The organism is Tunturiibacter lichenicola, assembly GCF_051013355.1.
GTDB classification, from domain to species: Bacteria; Acidobacteriota; Terriglobia; order Terriglobales; family Acidobacteriaceae; genus Edaphobacter; species Edaphobacter lichenicola_F.
This window is the reverse complement of the sequence record NZ_CP132944.1, coordinates 697,776-717,560: the sequence shown is the minus strand read 5'-3', so window position 1 is coordinate 717,560 and position 19,785 is coordinate 697,776. Positions and strand designations below refer to the sequence as shown.

The following is a 19,785-nucleotide window of genomic DNA, read 5'->3' as shown; positions in this document are numbered from 1 at the left end:
CATGCAAAAAGCTATCGCTTTGGCGACGGAGAATGTAACCTCCGGGCGAGGAGGGCCATTTGGCGCGGTCATCGTGCGCGATGGCGAGATTCTCGCCACGGGTGCGAATCTTGTTACTGCAACCAACGATCCAACGGCGCATGGCGAGATTGTAGCAATCCGCAACGCGTGTACCGCACTTGCGACCTTTGAACTGAGAGGCTGCCATATCTATACCAGCTGCGAACCGTGCCCCATGTGTCTCGCTGCAATTTACTGGTCGCGTTGTGAGGTGATCTTCTATGGCAGCAGTGCTGCTGACGCCGCGGCTGCTGGCTTCGACGACGCTTATCTGTATGAAGAGTTGAAGCGGCCAATCAGTGAGCGCAAGATTCCGACGATAAATCTGCTGCCGGAGCAGGCAATAGCAAGTTTTGATGCATGGCGCGCCCACGCTGGCAGGATCGAGTACTAATATGGCGACCAAGCGGAAGAAGATATCCATCAACAAGGCACAGGTAGATTCAGTGGTCAAAGTGGCTCTGCTTGGATTCGGGACCGTTGGCAGTTCGGTGGCGCGGGTCCTTGCCGCGTCGAAGTTTCGTGGCGTGGAGCTGACCCACATCTTCAATCGCAACCCCGCGAAAAAGCGTAGCTCCGACGCAGCTAAGTTGGTGCCTGCGTCCGTAGTGTGGACCGACAACATCGATGTCATCCTACGTTCTGACGTCGATATTGTGGTTGAGTTGATGGGTGGTTTGAATCCCGTGGAGGGCTGGCTGCGAAAGGCTCTTGCTGCGGGGAAGTCGGTTGTGACAGCGAATAAACAACTGATTGCCTACCGTGGAACGAGTCTTGCGAAGCTGGCGGCACTGCACGATGTTTATTTGATGCACGGGGCGGCCGTTGCCGGAGGTGTCCCCGTTATCCCGGGTGTGCTGCAGGGTCTCGGCGGCGATCAGGTGACGAAGCTGAGTGGCATTGTGAACGGTACTTGCAACTACATCCTGAGCCGGATGGAGGGGGGCGCCGACTACGCGACCGTGCTGGCGGATGCACAGCAGTTGGGATATGCAGAGTCCGACCCGGCCGCAGATGTTGATGGGCACGACGCGCGCGCTAAGCTCTGCATTCTCTCTCGGATTGCGATGCACGCGGAGCTCAATCCGGATGAAGTTGCGACACAAACGATCTCGTCGATTGAAGCGATTGATTTTTCCTACGCGAAGGAGTTGAACTGCACGATTCGGCAGGTCTCACGCGCAGAGCTTGACGGCAAGCTGGTGCATGCGCGAGTCGCGCCGATGCTCGTTCCGCTCGCTTCGCCGATGGCCTGGTCGCATGGCACACAGAACATGGTTATTGTCAGCGGCAGGTATGGGGGCGACGTCGTGTTCTCAGGTCATGGTGCAGGTGGGGAGCCGACCGCGGTGGCCGTTGTCTCCGATGTGCTGGCCGTCGCACAAGGTTGCAAGACTGTGGAGCTGCCGGTGAGGAAACGCGAGGTAACAGGCGACTTCATGGCTCCGCATTACCTGCGTTTTGTTGTCGATGACAAGCCTGGGATTGTTTCGGCTATTTCGGGTGCACTTACGACGGTGGGTGCGAACATTGATTCGCTTCTGCAGCGGCGGGGCTATCCGAAACATAGGTTGCCATTTGTGGTTACGACTGAACCGAGCCTGACATCGACTATAGAGCATGCGTTAGCCTCTATCGCCCGGATGGACTGCATGCTGGAGCGTCCATTGTGTCTGCAGATGCTGGAAGCGGAAGACAAAGCGGAATAAAAGCGGCGCAGGGTGAGTGCGCCGCTTCGTTGTGCAAATGGATTTGCATCTAGTACTTCGGTAGAGTTGGATCGATCTTGTCAGCCCAGGCCAGAATTCCGCCGGTGAGGTTCGACACGTTTGTGAAGCCAGCATTTTTCAAGGCAACAGCAGCTTTTTGGCTGCGTGCGCCGGACTTGCAGTGGACGACAATCTCGCTGTTCTTTTTGTCGGCCAAGTCAGAGCTGCGGCGCTCGATATCCCCAACTGGGATCAAAGGTGCACCGAGATTCACGATCTGATACTCGTGGGGTTCACGGACGTCGAGCACGAATATATCTTCCTTCGCGTCGAGCTTGCGCTTCAACTCCTGAACAGAGATCTGAGGAACGCCGTCGACGACTGGAAGGTCACTCACAGCTTTGTCTCTCGCGACTTCGAGGGGGCCAACCTCGCTCGGCGGAGTGATGCCGCAGAACTGGTCGTAGTCAATCAGCTCGGTCACGGTCGGGTTGGGGCCGCAAACGGGGCACTCGGGATTTTTGTGCAGCTTCAGCGTCCGGAAGCTCATGCCGAGCGCATCGACCAGCAGCAGACGGCCAACGAGCGGCTCGCCGATGCCGAGGATCAGCTTGATGGTCTCGGTGGCCTGGATGACCCCGACGAGACCAGGCAGAATGCCGAGTACGCCCCCTTCGGCGCAGGAGGGAACCAGTCCTGGTGGTGGCGGCTCGGGGTAGAGGCAGCGGTAGCAGGGGCCTTCCTTGGTGCCGAATACGCTGGCCTGGCCTTCGAAGCGGAAGATGGATCCGTACGCATTCGGCTTGTTCAGCAGGACGCAGGCATCGTTGACGAGATAGCGGGTCTGGAAGTTGTCCGTGCCGTCGGCGATGACGTCGTAGTCTTTGAAGATCTCGAGCGCGTTGGCGCTGGTGAGCATTGTGTTGTGCTTCACTACCTTCAAATGCGGATTGAGACCCTTGAGCATGATCTCGGCCGAATCGACTTTGAGCATGCCGACGGTCGCGGTGGAGTGAATGATCTGACGCTGCAGGTTGCTGGCGTCGACGGTATCGAAGTCCACCAGGCCGATTGTTCCAACGCCGGCGGCGGCAAGGTAAAGCGCGAGCGGGGCGCCCAGACCGCCGGTGCCGACGCACAGCACCTTTGCGGCCTTTAGCTTTTGCTGACCCTCCATGCCGACCTCTGGAAGAATCAAGTGTCGGGAGTAGCGCGCGATCTCATCGTTAGACAACTTCGGAAGTGTAATTTCTTCGAATGCGGTTGGCATTGGCGTTTCCTTTTGCTCCGATGATGGGCAGGCTCAAAATTGTTGTTCTATAAAAGCTTCTTCGGCGGTTACAAATGAAAAAGTTTTACAGCCAACAGTTCGTTCCGCCGGCGATCGACGGGATGATCGTCAACTCGTCTGTATCTTTGACGGCAGTCTCTTCTTTGTCCTGGAGGTAGCGAATGTCATCATCGTTCAAATAGACGTTGACGAACGAACGCAGCTTGCCTTCAGGCGTAAACAAGTGCTGCTTTAGCTCGGGGTAGACGACTGTGAGCTGTTGGAAGACCGCATCGACGGTTGCGCCGGCGATACTAACGGTCTCGAGGCCGCCCGTGTATGCGCGAAGCGGCGTGGGAATGTGAATGTTCATGCCTGACCTTTCTGGTTGTGCACCCCTGTACCGGCGGCGTCTGTGGCGATGTCAATCTGAATGGCTTCGTCTTTGAAGTTCTTGTCTTCTTCGCCAGTCCCGCTGAGTAAGAACGAGTTCGTCACGACGGCTTTACCCTTTTCAACGCTGGTGATGATGTAGGAGCAGCCCAGCCAATGAGCTTCTGCGAAATCGGTCTTTGACCACTGGGCCGGATGGTCCGGGTGTGAATGGTAGAAGCCGACGATGTCCAGTCCCAACCCACGTGCCTGCCGTTGAATCTTAACCAGCTCTTGCGGCGCAATGTGGTAGCGATTGTGTGCTGAGTCCGTGCGAGTGTTGCCGGCGCGGATGATCTGCTGCACGTGGTTACCTTCTCCAGCAACGCTTTTGCCGAGCAGGACGCCGCAGCACTCGTTTGGATAGGTCTCTTCGCCGTGTGCGCGCAACGTCTCGTAGTCGGAGTAATGAATGCGAAGCATGCTGCTCACCCCTCCTGCCAGAAGCGTTCGCTCATATATTTTTCTGCGGAGTCGCAGAGAACCGTTACGATCACTGCTTCGCGTCCAGCACCAGCTTCTTGCTCGGCGATCTGAAGTGAGGCTGCAACTGCGGCAGCGGCCGAGATCCCGACCAGAAGACCATGCTTACGGCCGAGATCCTTCACCATTTGATACGCGGTCTCGGTCGGCATTTCGATGTTCACGTCGGCGAGCGCCGCGTCGTAGATGCGCGGCACGATCGCGGTCGCCATATGCTTCAGCCCTTCAAGCCCGTTGAACGGCGAGTCCGGCTGCATCGAGATGCAGCGAATCGCGGGGTTCAACTCCTTGAGGCGGCGCGTCGTTCCCATGAAGGTGCCGCTGGTGCCGAGACCGGCGACGAAGTGCGTCACCTGGCCTTCTGTCTGCTCCCAGATCTCGTTGGCGGTAGTACGGTAGTGGGCCTTCCAGTTTTCATCGTTCGAGTACTGGTCGGCGTAAAAATATCTGTCGGGTTCGGCGGCGGCAAGCTCACGTGCCTTACGGATCGCCCCGTCTGAGCCGTTGGCCGGGTCGGTCCAGATCACCTCGGCCCCGTAGGCTGCGAGGTAACGCTTCCGTTCGGGTGAGACGTTCGACGGCATGCACAGTGTTACGCGAAATCCTAGTGCGGCCCCCAGCATTGCGTAGGCGATGCCTGTATTTCCGCTGGTAGCGTCCAGAAGGCCTCGGCCGCTCCCGAGCAGGCCCCTCCGTTGTGCATCCGTCACGATGGCAGATGCGGCACGATCTTTGACCGAACCGCCGGGGTTTGCCCATTCTGCCTTGCCCAGAATCTGAATACCCGGCAGATGGGCGGTCAGCCGCTCGATCCGTACCAGCGGTGTGTGGCCGATGCGTTCGAGGATGCTCGTTCCAAGTGGTTTGACAGTTGTGATCATGCAGTTTCCGTCTTCATTTGGAGCATATGGATCGTTTTGCACCGAGTCCATTGAAGGACATCGGCAGATGTGCGACAGTTAATTGAGTCTAACGTATTGCACTTATGGCAAAGAAGACCCTACAGCGTACCTTCAATGACGTTCTCGCGATCCTCGGCGGCCAAAGATTCGATGTTGCACCTGCGCAGGAGGGTGCAAAGCGTACTCCTAACGCTGTGCAGGTGAGGAAGTACGGTTGCGCGGCGGAGATCGCCGCGGCTCCGGACGGCACTGTCGAGGTTCTCGCGCGCCCAGGCTGGCTCTTGAACGGAGAGATTTCTCGGTTGCTGGACCGTGGCTACCAGAAGTTCATCAAGACCAGCAAGTTGGAGATTCCCGCCACGGCCGATCATCTTCGTGCAATCCACGAGTTCAGTGAGGAACTGAACGACGCGATCGGAGCCACGAGCCTGTACAACCAGTCGTTGGGAACTACCAGCAACGTGTATCACTACGACCGCGTCAAGGGCCGGGACGAGTAAGGCCGAGGTCTCGTGTTTGTTCAGGGAGCGGCTTAGCGAAGCCGGTTTTGTTCGCGCTGAAGCTCTCGGTAGGCCTCGCTTTTGCCGATGCCGCGCTCGCGGGCGACACGCTTCAGAGCATCCATCTCGCTGATTCCTTCTAACTTCATCAGCGCAGAGACTTCGCCGGCTAGACTTGTTTTCTTCTTTTGAGAGCTGTTCTCGGCTGGATTGAGCGTGAACAGCAGAACAATCTCACCGCGAATGCTTGCGCGCGTAGCCAATTCAGCTCGAAGAGCATCCACACTGCCCCGCAGAAACTCTTCGTGAAGCTTGGTCAGCTCGCGAGCGATGACTACGTGCTGAGCATCCCCGAAGACCGCTTCGAGGTCAGCAAGCGTGTCCAGAATGCGGTGGGGAGCCTCGTAGAATACGTGCGTTGTCTCACCACGCGGTAGCTCCTCGAGCGCGGTCTTCCTCTGGCCTGCCTTTGCAGGAAGAAATCCATGGAAGGTGAATCTCTCGGTTGGCAAGCCACTTGCGATGAGCCCGCTGATTGCCGCATTAGCTCCTGGAACCGGAAAGACGTCGACACCCGCGGCCAGTGCCGCTGTGACAATCTGTCCGCCGGGATCGGCGATTCCAGGAGTGCCAGCATCGCTGACTACGGCGATGCGCGCGCCCTGTTTCAGCTCCGCGACAAGCTCCTCGGTTCGCGTGCCTTCGTTGTGCATGTGGTAGCTCACGGTAGGGGTACGGATCTCAAAGTGATTGAGCAGCTTTTGAGTCTGCCGTGTGTCTTCACAGGCAATTCGGTCTGCGCGACGCAAAACACGCAACGCTCGCAGCGTGATGTCTTCAAGGTTGCCGATAGGAGTGGCTACCAGGTAGAGCCCAGGCGCTAGAGGTCGCTCGTCCTTATCTTGATCCGCGAACATTATTCCTGTTGCCGCAGCTTGCGGCGCTGGTTGAGTAAACCCATCGACAGGGCAAGATTCTGCGGCGTGATGATGCCGACGATGCGATCCCCTTCAAGCACAGGCACCATCTGCGCGCCCTGGCCGGCCATGATGCGTCGTAGCGTCTTCACAAGGGAGTCGTCCGGCTGCGCGGTTTGGAAGGAACGCGTCATTACACCTTGTACATAACCGTTGCCATCGCTCTGCAACGCTTCGACGATGCTCTGCCGTGAGACGGCTCCTACCAGGTTCGCTCCGCGCACGACAGGGAAGACATCCTGAAGGGTGTGGACCGAGCGCTGCAGCGCATCCTCGAGTGTGTCAGAGGCCGAGAGCAGGCTGAACTGCGTCAGCATCACGTCGCGCATTCGTACTGCGTCAACGTCCGTCTGCAGCAGAAGCCCCTGGTCCTCCATGTGCGCGCCGATCATCAGAAAAGCGCCGATCATAACCAGCCACATATTCGGCACCAGAAGTCCCGCCACGATCAACGCAATGGCGATGAACTGACCAAGTCCTGCGGCGGCCCGAGAGCCCTTGATCACACCCTTCGTCTTGGCGAACTCACCACGAAAGACGCGTCCGCCGTCGAGTGGCGAGGCAGGTAAGAGATTGACGACGCCAAGCAGAATATTCACCCATACTGCGGCCCTCAGCAGGTGAGAGGGAGCCATCCAGGGCCGTTCGAACAGACTAACCTCGGGTGCAACAGTCAAGATCATTGCCGCCAGCAACAATCCAAATCCGATATTTACGATCGGCCCAATGACTGCCATGCGCTTCTGCATCTCAGGTGTCGCAGCTTTTTCGGTCGCTTCCGTGGTCGCGTAGCTCATCAAGCCGCCTGTGGGAAGCAGAAGGATGCTGCGCAACTCCAGTCCATACCAGACCGCACCAATCGCGCGCGCAACCTCGCGCACTGCGACGGCGAGCAATAGCAACAGCCAGAGACCGAACCCTCGTCCCCCTGTCGCTCCCGTCACGGAGGCATAGCTGATCGACAACCCAAGAAGAAGGAGGAAGAAGGTGTGGATGCGTACATCCACGCCGAGAAATCTGCCGATCGGAAAAGACCACCCACGCATGTCTACCATTGTATGCGCTGCCATCTCACGCGGTGCGCTCCGACGGCATACCATAGTTAAGATGCGTGTTATCGCCGGTACTTACCGCTCTCGTCCGCTGATTGCTCCGCGTGGGCTTCAAACTCGACCCACGAGCGACCGTCTGCGCGAGACGCTCTTCAATATCCTCGCGCCTCGCCTTTCAGGTTGCCGATTCGTCGATCTCTACGCGGGCACAGGCGCGGTCGGAATTGAAGCAATCAGTCGTGGGGCTGAGCATATCTGGTTTGCTGAAAATGCCGAACCGGCACTGGCCTCACTTCGACAGAATCTAACGACGTTGAAGATAAGCCGAGGGTTCACTCTCGAAGACCGGGGTGTGGGAGCGATACTGCAGCGCCTAGGCAAATTGCCGAAGCCGATTGATATCGTTTACCTTGATCCCCCCTATGAAGCCGAGGACGAATACTCAGGAACGTTGAATTTCTTTGGCAGCGTGCGTGGCCGCGCAATTCTGAGCGAAGATGCGGTGGTTGTCGCTGAGCATGGCAGTAAGGCGAAGCTATCTTTGCGCTATGGTGCGTTAGAGCACACTCGTCTGTTGAAGCAGGGCGATGCAGCCCTCAGCTTTTTTGCGCTTGCGGCCTCTGAATAAAGCCCCCGCCCTGATGCTGACCAGTAAGCAGATCGAGTGAGAAGGGAACCTCGCGATCTGTCAGCATATTCCATCCCATGCCGTGCAGCAGGTTGCCGTCGATGCCGGTAATCCGAATGCCTTCCCAACTTAACTTGGCGGACTCCCACGCGAGTCCGTTTCGACCCCAGGCGATCATCGAGTGAAAGCCTACAAACAGTAACAGCCCGTTTGTCGTGAGAGGCCGCACCTCGACCACTGGCTTCAGCATGATGTGTGTGCAACGCTCAGGCTGCTCCGTGTCGACCACGTAGGCATATCCGCCCGCGACCGCGCACATCTCACGCGGGGTCGGACAGGCGAAGACCCCGGTTGGCATCGCGGGATTGGTAAACCCAAGCGCGCACGTGGCTAAGAACATCCCACCATTTGCAGGCCGAACCATGAGTTGGAGAGCGCCTCGCGCCAACGCATCTTCCTCTCCGGCAATCTGTTGCGGATAGATAAACTGCCTCGCAGGCGCGATCAACGGAGGCGTCTTCAAGACTTCTGCGCTCCAGTCTTGAGCAAACCCTTCCGCGCCTGCTGTCGTGTCCGCCATTATCGAATAGCGTCCAGTGCTTGTGCCATGTCTTCGATCAAGTCCTCAATCGCCTCGCAACCTGCGCTCATGCGGATGAATCCGCCGGCGACCGCATCTCCACCCCACTTTGCGCGGCGTTCCGCTGTTGTGGTCACACCGCCGAAGCTGGTCGCATCTGTCAGCAGCGATGACTTGGCTACGAAGACCTCGGCAGCCGCCTTATCTCGCAGAACAAAGCTCAATACCGGCCCGAAGTAGCGCATCTGTTTTGCGGCGATATCGTGTCCCGGATGTGTCGGAAGGCCCGGATATAGCACGCTTTTGGCTTCGCTTCGTGTCGTGAGAAACTCGGCGATGCGCTGTGCATTCTCGCAGGAGCGCTCGAGGCGCAGAGGCAACGTTGCAATCGAGCGGAGCGCCAACCACGCTTCCATCGGCCCCAGAGCCGCTCCAGTCAGCGTGCGCCAGTGGTCGATTTTGGCCAGCAGCTCCGGATTGCGCATCGCAACATGACCAAGCAGCAAATCACTGTGTCCGGTCATTGCCTTTGAATCGGATGCAACGGAGAAGTCCGCACCGAGCGCCAGCGGCAACTGTCCTAATGGCGTTGGCGTGGTGTTGTCGACGGCGACGAGAACGCCTGCACGATGCGCTTTATCGCACAACATGGTGATGTCGCAGATCTCCATGCCTGGATTGCTTGGCGACTCGATCCACAAGAGTCGAGCACCTTCTAATAACTCAGCCTGTGCGTTTCCTGCCGTGGGAGCCATGCGTAATACAACGCCCATCATTGCGAAGTACTCCTGCAGCAGGATGCGCGCCGTGTAATAGGCGTTTGAGGGTAGCACGACCACATCACCGGGTCGCAGAATGGCACCGAAGACTGCAGTACACGCTGCCATGCCAGATGCAAAGACCAAAGCGCTCGCGGTGTAAACCTCTCCAGATGCCAGTTGGCCCGACTCCATCTGCCCAATGGCTTTTTCAAGCGCGGTCCAGGTCGGGTTGTGGGCGCGCGCGTAGGTGTAGGGCGTGTCGGAAGAATCTCCCGGCGTATGGTACGGCGCTGCGAAGACAGGCCCAGTGTTGAGCGGTTCACCGGCGACGGCATGTGTCAGTGTGGAACGAATGATTTTGGTAGCGTCGCGCATAAATTACGGGGTGCACTATTCTGAGCGATTGATGGTAGCAGGCTTAGCGCGATCTCTTCTTAGCCTTTGTCGCGGCTTGAGAGAAGTGCTCCCACCCGCCCGGCTTCAGTTCTTTACGGCTGCCATCGTTTGTGAGAAGTGACATCGTTGGCCGTCCGCTTCGGCGAGGCATAAGAGTGCCGATCCGCGTGATTGGAACTCCAGCGAGCGAAGATGGCAGTTTTAGCGAAGTCGGTGCAGCAAAGAGCAGTTCGTAGTCCTCTCCGCCATTCAAGGCGGCATTGAGGGAAGATTCTGCACCGAGCTTAAGTGCGAGTGGATGGATCGGCAGTGCTGCCTGCTCGATCTCAGCGCATAGGGCGGAGGCTTGGCAGAGGTGGGCAAGGTCGGTCGACAGGCCATCGCTGATGTCGATACATGCTGTTGCCAGTCCGCGCCGCAGCAGAGCCTCGCCTACGTCCAGACGCGGCTCCGGGAAGAGCTGAGGGTGACCCTCTGTTGTCTTTACGTTGACGACACGTCCAGTTCGTTTGAGCAGCGTCGACAACTCAGCCGCCGCTCCGCCAAGTTGCCCAGTTACATATAGCGCATCGCCGGCAGATGCTCCGGACCGTCTCAGCGCCTGTCCCTTGGGCGTGGATCCGATCAGCACGATGTCCGCGAGCACCAGACCGGCTTTGCCACCTGGTGATTCCGCTGTGTCTCCACCGGCGAGCGGCACACCATGAAGCTCACTCAAAGCACGCAACCCGTCGAAGAATCTTTCGGTCCATTCGCGACCTGAGGCTTCGGTCAGCATTGTCGGGGGCAAAGCCAGAGACAAGAAAGCGGCCATGGGGGTTGCGCCCATCGCTGCGAGGTCGCTCAGGCCACGGGCGAGGCAACGGTGGCCAACCGACTCTGGTGGGTGCCGGTCGCGTCGGAAGTGACGCCCTTCGAGCGTAAAGTCTGTGGTGACAACCACTTCGCAGCCAGAGGGAGGACGCAGGATCGCGCAATCGTCGCCGATGCCAAGTGTAACTGTCTTATTTTCCTGGGTGAAGTTACGGCGGATCTGTTCGATCAGGCCTAGCTCACTCCTCGCTGGTGACGGCTTTTTCATCCTGAAGGCAGCATAAATGGTCTGCAGAATGTGGCACTTTCGTGGTAGTTATGTGGCTTTTGTGTGGTTGCGTGGAGGTAACCGGTTTGGTACCCTCAAAGAGGAAGCTCAAGAGAGAATTGCGATACGGAATGACGATTGGCGAACGCGATTTGCCTTGGATAATTCCTCACTGCAAACCTCTCAGAGCCGCGGTACGCTTCGCGGACAAATCTGGGCCAAGGTTTCTGAGTGAAGCTTAAAAAACGCCATTACATCATGCTCGTCAGCCGGGACGAAGAGGGCAACCTGAGTAAGGTTCCGGTACCTCTGCACTATGCGTACCTGTTCGTGGCCGCTGCTGTGATCGGCATGTTTACCATCACCGGCCTCGCCGGGTCGTACTCGCGGATGTTGATCAAGACCGCCCGTTTCAACCAGTTGCGTCAGGATCATAACTCGCTTCAGAAAGACTACGCGCACCTCGAGACGGCAGTACACGAAAAAGACATTGAAGCCGCCTCCTTGGGATCACTCGCGAGCGAGGTGTCAGCTCTGTACGGTCTGACGGCGAGCAAGCTGGCCACGCCCATGGGAAAACTCACCGATAAGCGCCGCTCAAAGTCGGCGGGCGTTGCTGATTCGATTGCATCTACGCCACTGGCTGGAGCAACTGACGCCTCCGATGATGGCTACTACAAGTCGGTCGACACGTTCTACGCGCTACGTAACACGGCGATGAGTGGTGCGTTGAGCCGTTCTATCTCAAGCCTCGGGACTTCGCGCTCCAGTTCGTCCGATCTCTTCGGATCGGGTGCCACTGCGCTCGATGCCTCGTTCGTTCCTACTCTCTGGCCCATTATGGGACCTATCACGAGTAGCTTTGGCCAGCGCGAAGACCCGATTCTTGGCAATGGTGAGGGCGAGTTCCACACGGGGATCGACATCTCCGCGCCGAACGGAGTTCCAATCCGTGCCACAGGTGACGGCACCGTCAAGCTGGCCGAGCTGTCCAATGGGTATGGCCGCGAGGTCGTCATCGACCATGGCAACGGTGTTGAGACGGTGTATGGCCATATGTCCGGTTTCGCTTGTATTGCGGGGCAGACGGTGGTTCGGGGCCAGGTGATCGGTTACGTTGGCCACAGCGGCCGCACCACGGGCTCACATCTGCACTATGAGGTCCGAATCCGAAACACCCCAGTCAATCCGCACAAGTACCTGCGGACGACGCTGGCGGATCTGGGTACCGAAGTGGTCGCCAAGGGACAGTAGATCTCTTAGAAAGACAGAACAGTAGGACTGACGGCACCTCAGTCCTGCTGTTTTTTTTGCCACCAGCGACCGATATGGCGAACGATATCGCGAGTGCAATTCAGTTTCCCATTGTGGGTCACGAGTTGGATCTTTCGTTACTACGGTGCACCTTTCGAGTCATATTCATCTACCAATGCCGTCGATATAGTCACCGTGGAACATTGCAGACGCTGCAGGTTGTTGTTCAGGCTGGATAGATAATCCAGTCTGCCCACGGGGACGAGCTTTCGCATGACTTCTGCCTCATTTCGAAACGCGCAACAATCCGACGACTCCATTTCGCTTTCAGAGATCATCTCGGCGCTCTCGTATGCGTTAGACCTGACCGAAGGCGTTGTTCACGGCCACGCTCTGCGAAGCTGCCTGTTAGGGATGCGCATCGCCGAGGAGGCAAAGCTTCCAGCAGAACAGACCAGCGGTCTCTACTTTGCGCTTCTGCTCAAAGATATCGGCTGCAGCAGCAATGCCAGTCGCATGTGCCAGATCGCCGGCGGAGATGATCGCGCCATCAAGGCAGTCGCGAGGTTTGAAGACTGGACCAAGCCCCACAAGTTCAAGATGCTCTGGAAGAATGTTCTTCCGAACTCCAGTCCTGCGGCCAAGTTTGCCAGAATTCTTCGCATGGGGGCTACGCGGCAGAGCGATAACAGGGAGATGATCAGCCTGCGCTGCGACAGAGGCGCCGGCATCCTCAGCAAACTCGGCATGGGTCCCGTCGCTGCAGATGCTGTTCGTAGCCTGGACGAGCATTGGGACGGTAGCGGCTATCCAGACAGTTTGAAGGGAGAGCAAATTCCGCTGGCGGCTCGCATCTGTGCCGTCGCACAGCATCTGGATGTCTTCTCCTCAGAGCGCGGTGCACTGAGCGCCATTGACACACTCATCGAGCGCAGCGGTAGCTGGTTCGACCCTGAGCTTGTACGCATGGTTCTCTCGTTGCATCATCGCGGCGCACTGTGGACCAACTGCTCTGCGAACGACGCCGAGGAGGATACGCGTAAGGCTGTGTTGGATCTCGATTCGGGTAGCAGGCATCATCTGCAGCCAAGCCAGATCGATCAGATCTGCGAAGCCTTCGCCGACGTCGTCGATGCGAAGTCTCACTTCACCTATCGCCACTCCCAGGGAGTCGCAGACGCGGCGTTCGCTATCGCGCAGGAGATGGGTCTATCGGTGGACCGCGTGCAGACAGTTCGCCGTGCGGCGCTTCTGCATGACATCGGTAAGCTTGGAGTCTCCAACGCGATTCTCGATAAGAGGAGCGAGTTGACTGCTGAGGAGTGGAAGTCGGTCTACCGGCATCCCCGCATCACTCGGCTCATTCTGGAGCGCGTCGCCCCCTTCCGCGAGATGGCCGTGATCGCAGGTGAGCATCATGAGAAGCTGGATGGCTCGGGTTACCCCGATCGCCTCAGAGCGCGGGATCTCTCGATCGAGTCGCGCATTATCGCCGTTGCTGATGTGTACGGAGCGCTGTCGGAAGATCGCCCATACCGCCCCGGCCTCCGGATCGACGAGACCCTCGGAATCATGGCGAACCTTGCGCCGTACCAGCTCGACGGGGACTGTCTTGATGCGTTGATCTACACGGTATCCGGGAACCGCAATCTTGTTCCTGTGCCTGCAGCGCACCTTGCCGGCTCTCCACTGGCGTACGCCTTCGAATCAGCTATCTGACACAACAGCTCAGATGGTTTTGAAAAAGAGAGGGGCGGCCCAGACTATCGGCCGCTCCTTTCGTCGTTGATTCGCTCACGCATTTATTTTCCGGTATAGCTGACATGCCAGACGGTCTTTGATCCATCGTCGGTCACGAAGAGTGAGCCGTCTTTGGCCACAGTCACACCGACCGGCCGGCCCCACACCTTACCATCCGAGGTCACAAAACCAGTGAGGAAGTCCTCGTACTCACCGGTTGCGTGCCCATCGCGCATGGGGACGCGTATGACCTCGTAGCCGGAGCGGTGAGCGCGGTTCCACGAGCCGTGTTCCGCCGCAAAGCCGTCACCGTCATAGGAGGAAGGGAACTGCTTGCCGGTATAGAACGCCAGCTCAAGCGACGCGAAGTGCGGCTGCAGGATCACGTCCGGAGTAATAACCTTCGCCTTGAGCTCCGGATGGGTGCCCATCAGACGCGGATCCTGATGGCCGCCCATGTAGTACCAGGGCCAGCCGTAGAAGCCGTCTTCCTTGACGCTGGTGATGTAGTCCGGGACCAGATTGTCGCCCAGGCGATCACGCTCGTTGGTGGAGCACCACAGTTGGCCGGTAGTCGGGTTGATGGCCTCGCCGACGCAGTTGCGTATACCGCTCGCGTAAACCTTCAGGAACTTGCCCTCGGGGTTGAATTCGAGCACATCGGCGCGATGAAATTCGTTAGGGTGGGTGTCGGGATCATCAGCGTTGGAGGCAGAGCCGACTGAGACCAGCATCTTCGCATCGGGTGTGAAGACGATGTCACGGGTCCAGTGACCGCCGCCACGGAGCTGGGCGAAGCCGGGCAGTTCGGGCACGATCTTTTCCGGTTTGCCAGTGGCGACGAGATCATCCGATTTGTACGGGAAACGAACGACGGAGTCGGTGTTGCCGACGTAGATCCACTTTGGGTCTGGTCCGCTGGGGTAGAAGGCGATGCCAAAGGGAAGATTTAGACCGTCTGCAAAGGTAGAGATGGTCTGGGCTTTGCCGTCGGGGCCTACGCCGCGTAAGACGATAATCTTGTCGCCGTGCGAGTCAGCGAGGAAGATATCGCCATTGGGTGCGGTACGCATTAGGCGCGGTTCTTTGAAGCCCTGCGCGTATATCTCGACCTTGAAGCCCGCGGGCGCGACTGGCCATGCTCCCTCTGGCCGCGGAACTACGCTGGGTCCATTGTCGACCGACTCGCCCTCCTTTGGTTCGGGAAGATCGGCCAGGGTGATCTTGCGAATGACGCCGGGATGCTCCTGGGTGTAGTCGGTGAAGGCAGCCTGACCGGTGATGACGTTGCCCGATTGCGCAAAGAGAGAGACAGGCAGTACGGACACCATGGATGCCAAAGTCAGGACTCGAAGAGTGGAGGGAGTGATCCTATGCATGGGACGTTTCTCCTTGAAGCATGAAATCGTTTAGATGCTGCTGTCCGACCATTCGAAGACGGCCATTGACTACCTCAAACTCAATTGAAGCGGTGTTGTCTATGAAGTTGACGAAATGGAAGCGGCGAAAGTTTGACATCAGCTGGTGATCCGTCGCGGCGGGAAAGAGCGAAAGAAGCCTAAACGCCTGCATAACAAAGCCATGCGTGAACATAACAATGCAGCCACCAGTGTTTAGACGGGCCAGGCGCTTCATCGCATCCCGGGTGCGGCCCATAAAGGCGGTGAAGGATTCTGCTCCTGAGCCATCGAAATAGGTCGGATCACCCCGCTGCCAATAGGTGTCCATATGCGGCACCTGCTGTTCTTCGCTGGTGCCGTTGTGGCGCTCTGGTGCTAGATAGTGGAACTCGTGGATTGGCCACTCCTCAACCGGGATGGCGGGAAAGCGCCGCACAAGCGGCACGGAGGTCTGGCGAGCCCGCACAAACGGCGAGACGAGGAACAGGGTCGGCTCTGAAGGGAAGCTTTCGGCGAACGACTTGGCCTGTTCATGGCCGAGCTCTGTCAGTGGATTGGTGATGTGGTCGGCTGGTATGCCGCCTGCATTCGCGAGGCTCTGGCCGTGGCGAACCAGGAGAACTCGGGTAATCGGCGAACTGTCGGTTTGGTGAGTGGGCTGAGAAGCGGTCTGGGGAGCGATTTGCGGCGAGTCGGAATCGGTCATGGTTGTGGGCTGGTAGCGGGTGTTGCCAGTTCCTTGACGAGTGCGAGGGGGATGTCTGCCGTTAGAACTGCACGATCTTTATGCTGTTCGATTTTGGTTGAGTCGGTCAACTCGCGAAAGGCTGCGTCTGTCGCGGGGTGAGGCTGCATCTGCGCCTGGGTATGCTGAACGGATTTCATAAGGCTCAGCAGCGAGGTAAGAGTTTCGGTTGCGTGGGCTGCATCGGCGTCGTTGGGAGTGAACTGCTCGATGCGAAGGCGCAGTGTGCCGAGGTAGCGCAGGCTTGCGACGAAGGTGGTGTCCTCCGACAACGGGAGTTGGAGGCCGAAGATGCTGATGTAGCCACGGTCAGAGAAGGGAAGACCGATGTGGCCGATGGCCCAGGCGCTCGAAAAAGCAGGCACATCACGGTATCGCGCCGATAGCAAAGACGAGCCCGAAAACGGCGACGCTGCAGCGCGATGCCGGTCGAGGATGGAGTGAATCTGCTCGACGGTCGGCATATTCGAAGCGGCGATGGTGTCATAGCCGAGCTGCGCGATGCGCAAAGGTCGCGCTGCCTTTGCGTCACCGACTCGAATGGTGAAGATATCGTGGTCGGCGTAGGTCTCCTTTGCCGTGGCGATGGTCGTGAGGTAGCGCGAGAGACGTTCTCCGTCGAAGCGGCCCTCGAATACCTCTGAGTAGCCGACGGGACCGTTAGGGCCGTTAGGGTTGTCCATGCGGTGAAGTGCAAAGGCGGCGGCGTCCAGGTCGCGCTCTGGCACAATCCCGGTGGCGTCGATGAACTGTTGATACTCCGGGCTGCGGTCGATTGGGGAGCGGTCGAAGTGGGTCGCGGCGCGCAGCGGCTTCAGATTGGCGTAGACGATTGCGTCGGACTCCGGAAGCAGCCGAGCGACCTCTGGAGGGGCAGCTTTTCTTAGTACGAGAGCAACGATGAGCGCAGCCATCAGCGCCAGCATCAACAGCAGGGAGTAGCGGGTGCGCTTATGCATCGAGGACGTGGCCGGTCAGGCAATGTGTCAGCATGGTCAGAGAGAAGTCACTTACTGCAGCGCCTCACGCAATTAGCATAGACCATCTTGAGCGAGCGCCTCGTCTCAAGGTGTTATCAACAGGACTCTGAAGTCGCGCCATTGATCCCACATTCCTGCTATGCTAAAGTTACGTCTGCGGCGCACTCTGCGCGGGCACTGCTGCGCGTCGAGCAGCTGAGCTTACAGAGGGCAAATTGTTGTTTGGGCTGGCGTAGCTCAGCTGGTAGAGCATCTGATTTGTAATCAGAGGGTCGGGGGTTCAAGTCCCTTCGCCAGCTCCAGTTTCCAGGCAGCAGGAAAAGAAAGATGGTTTTGGTTGTACTGCTTGCCGTTCTGGCTTCGCAGGCCTCCTGGTCCTTCCTTCAAGGGTAATTATCCGCCCGATTCGCGGTTTAGAATCGTAGTGTGGGCTTGAACGATTGAGATGAGGGCTGCGCGCTGGAGTTCAAGCAGGATGTGCACAGGTGGCCGAGTGGTTAATGGCAGCAGACTGTAAATCTGCCACTCTTCGAGTTACGGAGGTTCGAATCCTCCCCTGTGCACCATTAGTTTTGCAGTACTGGCAGTCGTAGTTGCAGGAGTTGGTGAGTGTTGTGGATCTAAGCCCGGCAGGCAGCGGCAGGATGTGGATTGCGCTGGTCGTTCTGGGGTTGTTGGCGCTGGTAGCCTGGCAGACAATGGAGCCAGGCAAGTTTCAACAGTTGACTTGGATCCTGTTAGGTTTTTTTGCCTTCCGTGTCATACTCGGACGGTTGCGTTCGAGGTAAGATCGTAAGGTTAGTTTTATAAGCTGGCGTAGCTCAGTGGTAGAGCACTCCCTTGGTAAGGGAGAGGTCGAGAGTTCAAGCCTCTCCGTCAGCTCCAGATTTTTTGAAGCAAAGGGCTCGGTCCCTGCAGGTAAGCGGGAGTAACTCAGTGGTAGAGTCACAGCCTTCCAAGCTGTTGGTCGCGGGTCCGATTCCCGTCTCCCGCTCCAAAGTTTTGTAGACGCGGTCAGGCTGTTGTGATCGCAGGAGAGTGTGTTGAGCAGTCTGTATCAGCAACCCGTACTTACCATCTCCGACCCAGAGACCTTCAACGCGGTGAAGGTAGCAGTCGAGACTTCTTTCTCGTCAGGTCGTGTAGCGGATTTTTTGAAGTCACTGGAGCGTTCGAAGCTGCGTATTCGCGAGTTTGAGACGGTTCTGGGCAACGGCAATCTGGGTGCAGCCACGGCAGCAGAGTATGGCAAGCTGGGCAACTCCGATCAGGGCCAGATTCGTGAACTGTATCTCGCCAGCCTGGAGCAGGTCGCACCGGAGCTGCGAGAGAAGTTCTTCAAGCTGTACGCGTACTACTGAAATACCACCAAGTTTAGTTTTCATTTGAAGTATTCACCTGAACCCCGGTGCACGCGCCGGCCAACACGAGGAGACGAGCAGTCATGGGCAAGGAAAAGTTTGACCGGTCAAAGCCGCACGTAAACATCGGGACGATCGGGCACATCGATCATGGCAAGACGACGCTGACGGCGGCGATCACGAAGGTGTTGTCCAAGCACAACCCGAAGAACACGTTCCGTTCGTTCGACACGATCGACAACGCACCCGAGGAGCGCGAGCGCGGTATCACGATTGCGACCTCGCACGTGGAGTATGAGACGCCGAACCGTCACTATGCGCACGTCGACTGCCCGGGCCACGCGGACTACATCAAGAACATGATCACCGGTGCCGCGCAGATGGACGGCGCGATCCTGGTGGTTGCAGCGACCGACGGCCCGATGCCCCAGACCAAGGAGCACGTTCTGCTCGCCCGTCAGGTTGGCGTGCCGTTCATCGTGGTGTTCCTGAACAAGTGCGATGCGGTCGAGGACGAAGAACTGATCGAACTGGTCGAGATGGAGGTTCGCGAGCTGTTGTCGAAGTACGACTACCCTGGCGACGACACCCCGATCATCCGCGGCTCGGCACTGGGCGCGCTCAACGGCGAAGCCCAGTGGGAGGCAAAGATCGACGAACTGATGGCAGCGGTGGACAAGTACATTCCGCAGCCTGAGCGTGCGGTGGACCTGCCGTTCCTGATGCCGATCGAAGACATCTTCTCGATCTCCGGCCGCGGCACCGTGGTCACGGGCCGTATTGAGCGCGGCAAAGTGAAGGTTGGCGAGGACTGCGAGATCGTCGGCTTCCGCGAGACCCGCAAGACGGTCTGCACCGGTGTAGAGATGTTCAAGAAGCAGCTGGACGAGGGTTTGGCGGGCGACAACGCCGGTCTTCTTCTGCGCGGTATCGCGAAGGAAGATGTGGAGCGTGGCATGGTGTTGGCCAAGCCTGGTTCGATCAAGCCCCACACCGATTTCAAGGGCGAGGTCTACGTGCTCTCGAAGGAAGAAGGCGGACGTCACACTCCGTTCTTCAACGGCTACCGTCCTCAGTTCTACTTCCGCACCACGGACGTAACCGGATCGGCGAAGCTTCCTGCAGGCACCGAGATGTGCATGCCCGGCGACAACATCCAGCTTGAGATCACGCTGCACACCCCAGTCGCGATGGAGAAGGGTCTCCGTTTCGCCATCCGCGAAGGCGGACGCACCGTCGGCGCAGGAACCATCAGCGAGATCATCAAGTAAATATTCAAAAAACAGGCGGCAGGAAGAATCCTGCCGCCTGTTTTCTTACTGATTCATTGTTTCATTTTTTACTTTGCGACGGCCGTTTTCGATGGCCCGGAGCGATGGCTTTCCTGAAACACTATTTTAAGAGATAATTTATGAGGACGAGCGTGGCCTGACCGCTTTTCTTCCGTCTTACAATCAGGATTTGGTTGCAGGGG

20 protein-coding genes and 4 tRNA genes are annotated in these 19,785 nt (G+C 58.0%); 12 read left to right on the top strand and 12 right to left on the bottom strand.

The window, feature by feature from the left end; all coding sequences use genetic code 11:
* Position 1 precedes the first annotated feature (1 nt).
* Both RBB82_RS03085 and RBB82_RS03080 read left to right on the top strand, forming a co-directional pair.
* Positions 2-454, top strand: a complete 453-nt coding sequence (locus tag RBB82_RS03085; protein WP_433973653.1) for a nucleoside deaminase — start codon at positions 2-4, stop codon at positions 452-454.
* A 1-nt stretch (position 455) separates the two neighbouring features.
* Positions 456-1,769 carry a homoserine dehydrogenase gene (locus RBB82_RS03080; protein WP_433973652.1) on the top strand — a complete coding sequence of 438 codons (1,314 nt, stop codon included), beginning with the start codon at positions 456-458 and terminating at the stop codon, positions 1,767-1,769.
* A 49-nt stretch (positions 1,770-1,818) separates the two neighbouring features.
* Here the strand turns inward: RBB82_RS03080 and moeB are convergent, their stop codons facing one another.
* The 4 genes from moeB to RBB82_RS03060 all read right to left on the bottom strand — a co-directional run bounded on the left by moeB (position 1,819) and on the right by RBB82_RS03060 (position 4,835).
* Positions 1,819-3,039: a molybdopterin-synthase adenylyltransferase MoeB gene (gene moeB, locus RBB82_RS03075; RefSeq protein ID WP_433973651.1), complete on the bottom strand. Its 1,221-nt coding sequence runs from the start codon at positions 3,037-3,039 to the stop codon at positions 1,819-1,821.
* Positions 3,040-3,124: 85 nt separating this feature from the next.
* Positions 3,125-3,412: a MoaD/ThiS family protein gene (locus RBB82_RS03070; protein WP_433973650.1), complete on the bottom strand. Its 288-nt coding sequence runs from the start codon at positions 3,410-3,412 to the stop codon at positions 3,125-3,127.
* Positions 3,409-3,894, bottom strand: a complete 486-nt coding sequence (locus tag RBB82_RS03065; protein WP_433973649.1) for a Mov34/MPN/PAD-1 family protein — start codon at positions 3,892-3,894, stop codon at positions 3,409-3,411. Before RBB82_RS03065 ends, RBB82_RS03070 begins: the two co-directional genes overlap by 4 nt.
* A 5-nt stretch (positions 3,895-3,899) precedes the next feature.
* Positions 3,900-4,835 carry a PLP-dependent cysteine synthase family protein gene (locus RBB82_RS03060; RefSeq protein WP_433973648.1) on the bottom strand — a complete coding sequence of 312 codons (936 nt, stop codon included), beginning with the start codon at positions 4,833-4,835 and terminating at the stop codon, positions 3,900-3,902.
* A 104-nt stretch (positions 4,836-4,939) separates the two neighbouring features.
* On the opposite strand from RBB82_RS03060, the gene RBB82_RS03055 reads away from it, so the two are divergent.
* A complete protein-coding gene (locus tag RBB82_RS03055; RefSeq protein WP_433973647.1) occupies positions 4,940-5,356 on the top strand; it encodes a hypothetical protein in 417 nt (138 codons plus the stop codon).
* Between the two features lie 32 nt (positions 5,357-5,388).
* Here the strand turns inward: RBB82_RS03055 and rsmI are convergent, their stop codons facing one another.
* Together rsmI and RBB82_RS03045 are read right to left on the bottom strand one after the other, a co-directional pair.
* On the bottom strand, positions 5,389-6,273 hold the full coding sequence (gene rsmI, locus RBB82_RS03050; RefSeq protein WP_433973646.1) for a 16S rRNA (cytidine(1402)-2'-O)-methyltransferase: 885 nt from the start codon (positions 6,271-6,273) through the stop codon (positions 5,389-5,391).
* Positions 6,273-7,403: a site-2 protease family protein gene (locus RBB82_RS03045; RefSeq protein WP_433973645.1), complete on the bottom strand. Its 1,131-nt coding sequence runs from the start codon at positions 7,401-7,403 to the stop codon at positions 6,273-6,275. The genes rsmI and RBB82_RS03045 overlap by 1 nt, the downstream gene beginning before the upstream one ends.
* On the opposite strand from RBB82_RS03045, the gene rsmD reads away from it, so the two are divergent.
* A complete protein-coding gene (gene rsmD / locus RBB82_RS03040) occupies positions 7,378-8,013 on the top strand; it encodes a 16S rRNA (guanine(966)-N(2))-methyltransferase RsmD (RefSeq protein WP_433973644.1) in 636 nt (211 codons plus the stop codon). The genes RBB82_RS03045 and rsmD overlap by 26 nt on opposite strands.
* Here rsmD and RBB82_RS03035 read toward each other — a convergent pair.
* The 3 genes from RBB82_RS03035 to thiL are packed head-to-tail and all read right to left on the bottom strand — an operon-like array spanning position 7,982 to position 10,831.
* Positions 7,982-8,593 (bottom strand): hypothetical protein, encoded by a 612-nt coding sequence (locus RBB82_RS03035; RefSeq protein ID WP_433973643.1) that lies wholly within the window; start codon positions 8,591-8,593, stop codon positions 7,982-7,984. The two genes, rsmD and RBB82_RS03035, sit on opposite strands and share 32 nt — an antisense overlap.
* A complete protein-coding gene (locus RBB82_RS03030; protein WP_433973642.1) occupies positions 8,593-9,729 on the bottom strand; it encodes a cystathionine gamma-lyase in 1,137 nt (378 codons plus the stop codon). Before RBB82_RS03030 ends, RBB82_RS03035 begins: the two co-directional genes overlap by 1 nt.
* 43 nt (positions 9,730-9,772) lie before the next feature.
* On the bottom strand, positions 9,773-10,831 hold the full coding sequence (gene thiL / locus RBB82_RS03025; protein ID WP_433973641.1) for a thiamine-phosphate kinase: 1,059 nt from the start codon (positions 10,829-10,831) through the stop codon (positions 9,773-9,775).
* Positions 10,832-11,062: 231 nt separating this feature from the next.
* Between thiL and RBB82_RS03020 the strand changes: the two genes are divergently transcribed.
* Together RBB82_RS03020 and RBB82_RS03015 are read left to right on the top strand one after the other, a co-directional pair.
* The gene (locus RBB82_RS03020; RefSeq protein ID WP_433973640.1) at positions 11,063-12,085 is read left to right on the top strand and encodes a M23 family metallopeptidase; all 1,023 of its coding nucleotides are present in this window, start codon (positions 11,063-11,065) and stop codon (positions 12,083-12,085) included.
* Positions 12,086-12,358: 273 nt separating this feature from the next.
* On the top strand, positions 12,359-13,804 hold the full coding sequence (locus RBB82_RS03015) for an HD-GYP domain-containing protein (RefSeq protein ID WP_433973639.1): 1,446 nt from the start codon (positions 12,359-12,361) through the stop codon (positions 13,802-13,804).
* Between the two features lie 83 nt (positions 13,805-13,887).
* Here RBB82_RS03015 and RBB82_RS03010 read toward each other — a convergent pair whose 3' ends face one another.
* Genes RBB82_RS03010 through RBB82_RS03000 form a run of 3 tightly spaced genes read right to left on the bottom strand, consistent with a single transcriptional unit; the run spans position 13,888 to position 16,929 of the window.
* Positions 13,888-15,204, bottom strand: coding sequence for a PQQ-dependent sugar dehydrogenase (locus RBB82_RS03010; RefSeq protein WP_433973638.1), 1,317 nt, complete (start codon positions 15,202-15,204; stop codon positions 13,888-13,890).
* Positions 15,197-15,931, bottom strand: coding sequence for a histidine phosphatase family protein (locus RBB82_RS03005; RefSeq protein ID WP_433973637.1), 735 nt, complete (start codon positions 15,929-15,931; stop codon positions 15,197-15,199). The genes RBB82_RS03010 and RBB82_RS03005 overlap by 8 nt, the downstream gene beginning before the upstream one ends.
* Positions 15,928-16,929, bottom strand: coding sequence for a hypothetical protein (locus RBB82_RS03000; protein ID WP_433973636.1), 1,002 nt, complete (start codon positions 16,927-16,929; stop codon positions 15,928-15,930). The genes RBB82_RS03005 and RBB82_RS03000 overlap by 4 nt, the downstream gene beginning before the upstream one ends.
* Positions 16,930-17,176: 247 nt before the next feature.
* On the opposite strand from RBB82_RS03000, the gene RBB82_RS02995 reads away from it, so the two are divergent.
* From RBB82_RS02995 to tuf, 6 genes are all read left to right on the top strand, one after another.
* Positions 17,177-17,252 (top strand) — tRNA-Thr (locus RBB82_RS02995).
* 177 nt (positions 17,253-17,429) lie between these two features.
* Positions 17,430-17,516 (top strand) — tRNA-Tyr (locus tag RBB82_RS02990).
* Positions 17,517-17,760: 244 nt separating this feature from the next.
* A tRNA-Thr gene (locus RBB82_RS02985) sits at positions 17,761-17,835 on the top strand.
* Between the two features lie 37 nt (positions 17,836-17,872).
* A tRNA-Gly gene (locus tag RBB82_RS02980) sits at positions 17,873-17,947 on the top strand.
* Between the two features lie 46 nt (positions 17,948-17,993).
* Entirely contained in the window at positions 17,994-18,311 is a 318-nt protein-coding gene (locus RBB82_RS02975) for a hypothetical protein (RefSeq protein WP_433973635.1), read from the top strand.
* 83 nt (positions 18,312-18,394) lie between these two features.
* A complete protein-coding gene (tuf, locus tag RBB82_RS02970; protein ID WP_433973634.1) occupies positions 18,395-19,582 on the top strand; it encodes an elongation factor Tu in 1,188 nt (395 codons plus the stop codon).
* Positions 19,583-19,785: the final 203 nt, after the last annotated feature.

Coding starts and splice junctions, on each gene's coding strand:
- rsmI (WP_433973646.1), bottom strand. CDS start 6,273: ATGTTCGCGGATCAAGATAAGGACGAGCGACCTCTAGCGCCTGGGCTC.
- RBB82_RS03015 (WP_433973639.1), top strand. CDS start 12,359: ATGACTTCTGCCTCATTTCGAAACGCGCAACAATCCGACGACTCCATT.
- RBB82_RS03035 (WP_433973643.1), bottom strand. CDS start 8,593: ATGGCGGACACGACAGCAGGCGCGGAAGGGTTTGCTCAAGACTGGAGC.
- RBB82_RS03005 (WP_433973637.1), bottom strand. CDS start 15,931: ATGACCGATTCCGACTCGCCGCAAATCGCTCCCCAGACCGCTTCTCAG.
- RBB82_RS03000 (WP_433973636.1), bottom strand. CDS start 16,929: ATGCATAAGCGCACCCGCTACTCCCTGCTGTTGATGCTGGCGCTGATG.
- tuf (WP_433973634.1), top strand. CDS start 18,395: ATGGGCAAGGAAAAGTTTGACCGGTCAAAGCCGCACGTAAACATCGGG.
- moeB (WP_433973651.1), bottom strand. CDS start 3,039: ATGCCAACCGCATTCGAAGAAATTACACTTCCGAAGTTGTCTAACGAT.
- thiL (WP_433973641.1), bottom strand. CDS start 10,831: ATGAAAAAGCCGTCACCAGCGAGGAGTGAGCTAGGCCTGATCGAACAG.
- rsmD (WP_433973644.1), top strand. CDS start 7,378: ATGTCTACCATTGTATGCGCTGCCATCTCACGCGGTGCGCTCCGACGG.
- RBB82_RS03030 (WP_433973642.1), bottom strand. CDS start 9,729: ATGCGCGACGCTACCAAAATCATTCGTTCCACACTGACACATGCCGTC.
- RBB82_RS03060 (WP_433973648.1), bottom strand. CDS start 4,835: ATGATCACAACTGTCAAACCACTTGGAACGAGCATCCTCGAACGCATC.
- RBB82_RS03085 (WP_433973653.1), top strand. CDS start 2: ATGCAAAAAGCTATCGCTTTGGCGACGGAGAATGTAACCTCCGGGCGA.
- RBB82_RS03055 (WP_433973647.1), top strand. CDS start 4,940: ATGGCAAAGAAGACCCTACAGCGTACCTTCAATGACGTTCTCGCGATC.
- RBB82_RS03010 (WP_433973638.1), bottom strand. CDS start 15,204: ATGCATAGGATCACTCCCTCCACTCTTCGAGTCCTGACTTTGGCATCC.
- RBB82_RS03045 (WP_433973645.1), bottom strand. CDS start 7,403: ATGGCAGCGCATACAATGGTAGACATGCGTGGGTGGTCTTTTCCGATC.
- RBB82_RS03065 (WP_433973649.1), bottom strand. CDS start 3,894: ATGCTTCGCATTCATTACTCCGACTACGAGACGTTGCGCGCACACGGC.
- RBB82_RS03070 (WP_433973650.1), bottom strand. CDS start 3,412: ATGAACATTCACATTCCCACGCCGCTTCGCGCATACACGGGCGGCCTC.
- RBB82_RS03080 (WP_433973652.1), top strand. CDS start 456: ATGGCGACCAAGCGGAAGAAGATATCCATCAACAAGGCACAGGTAGAT.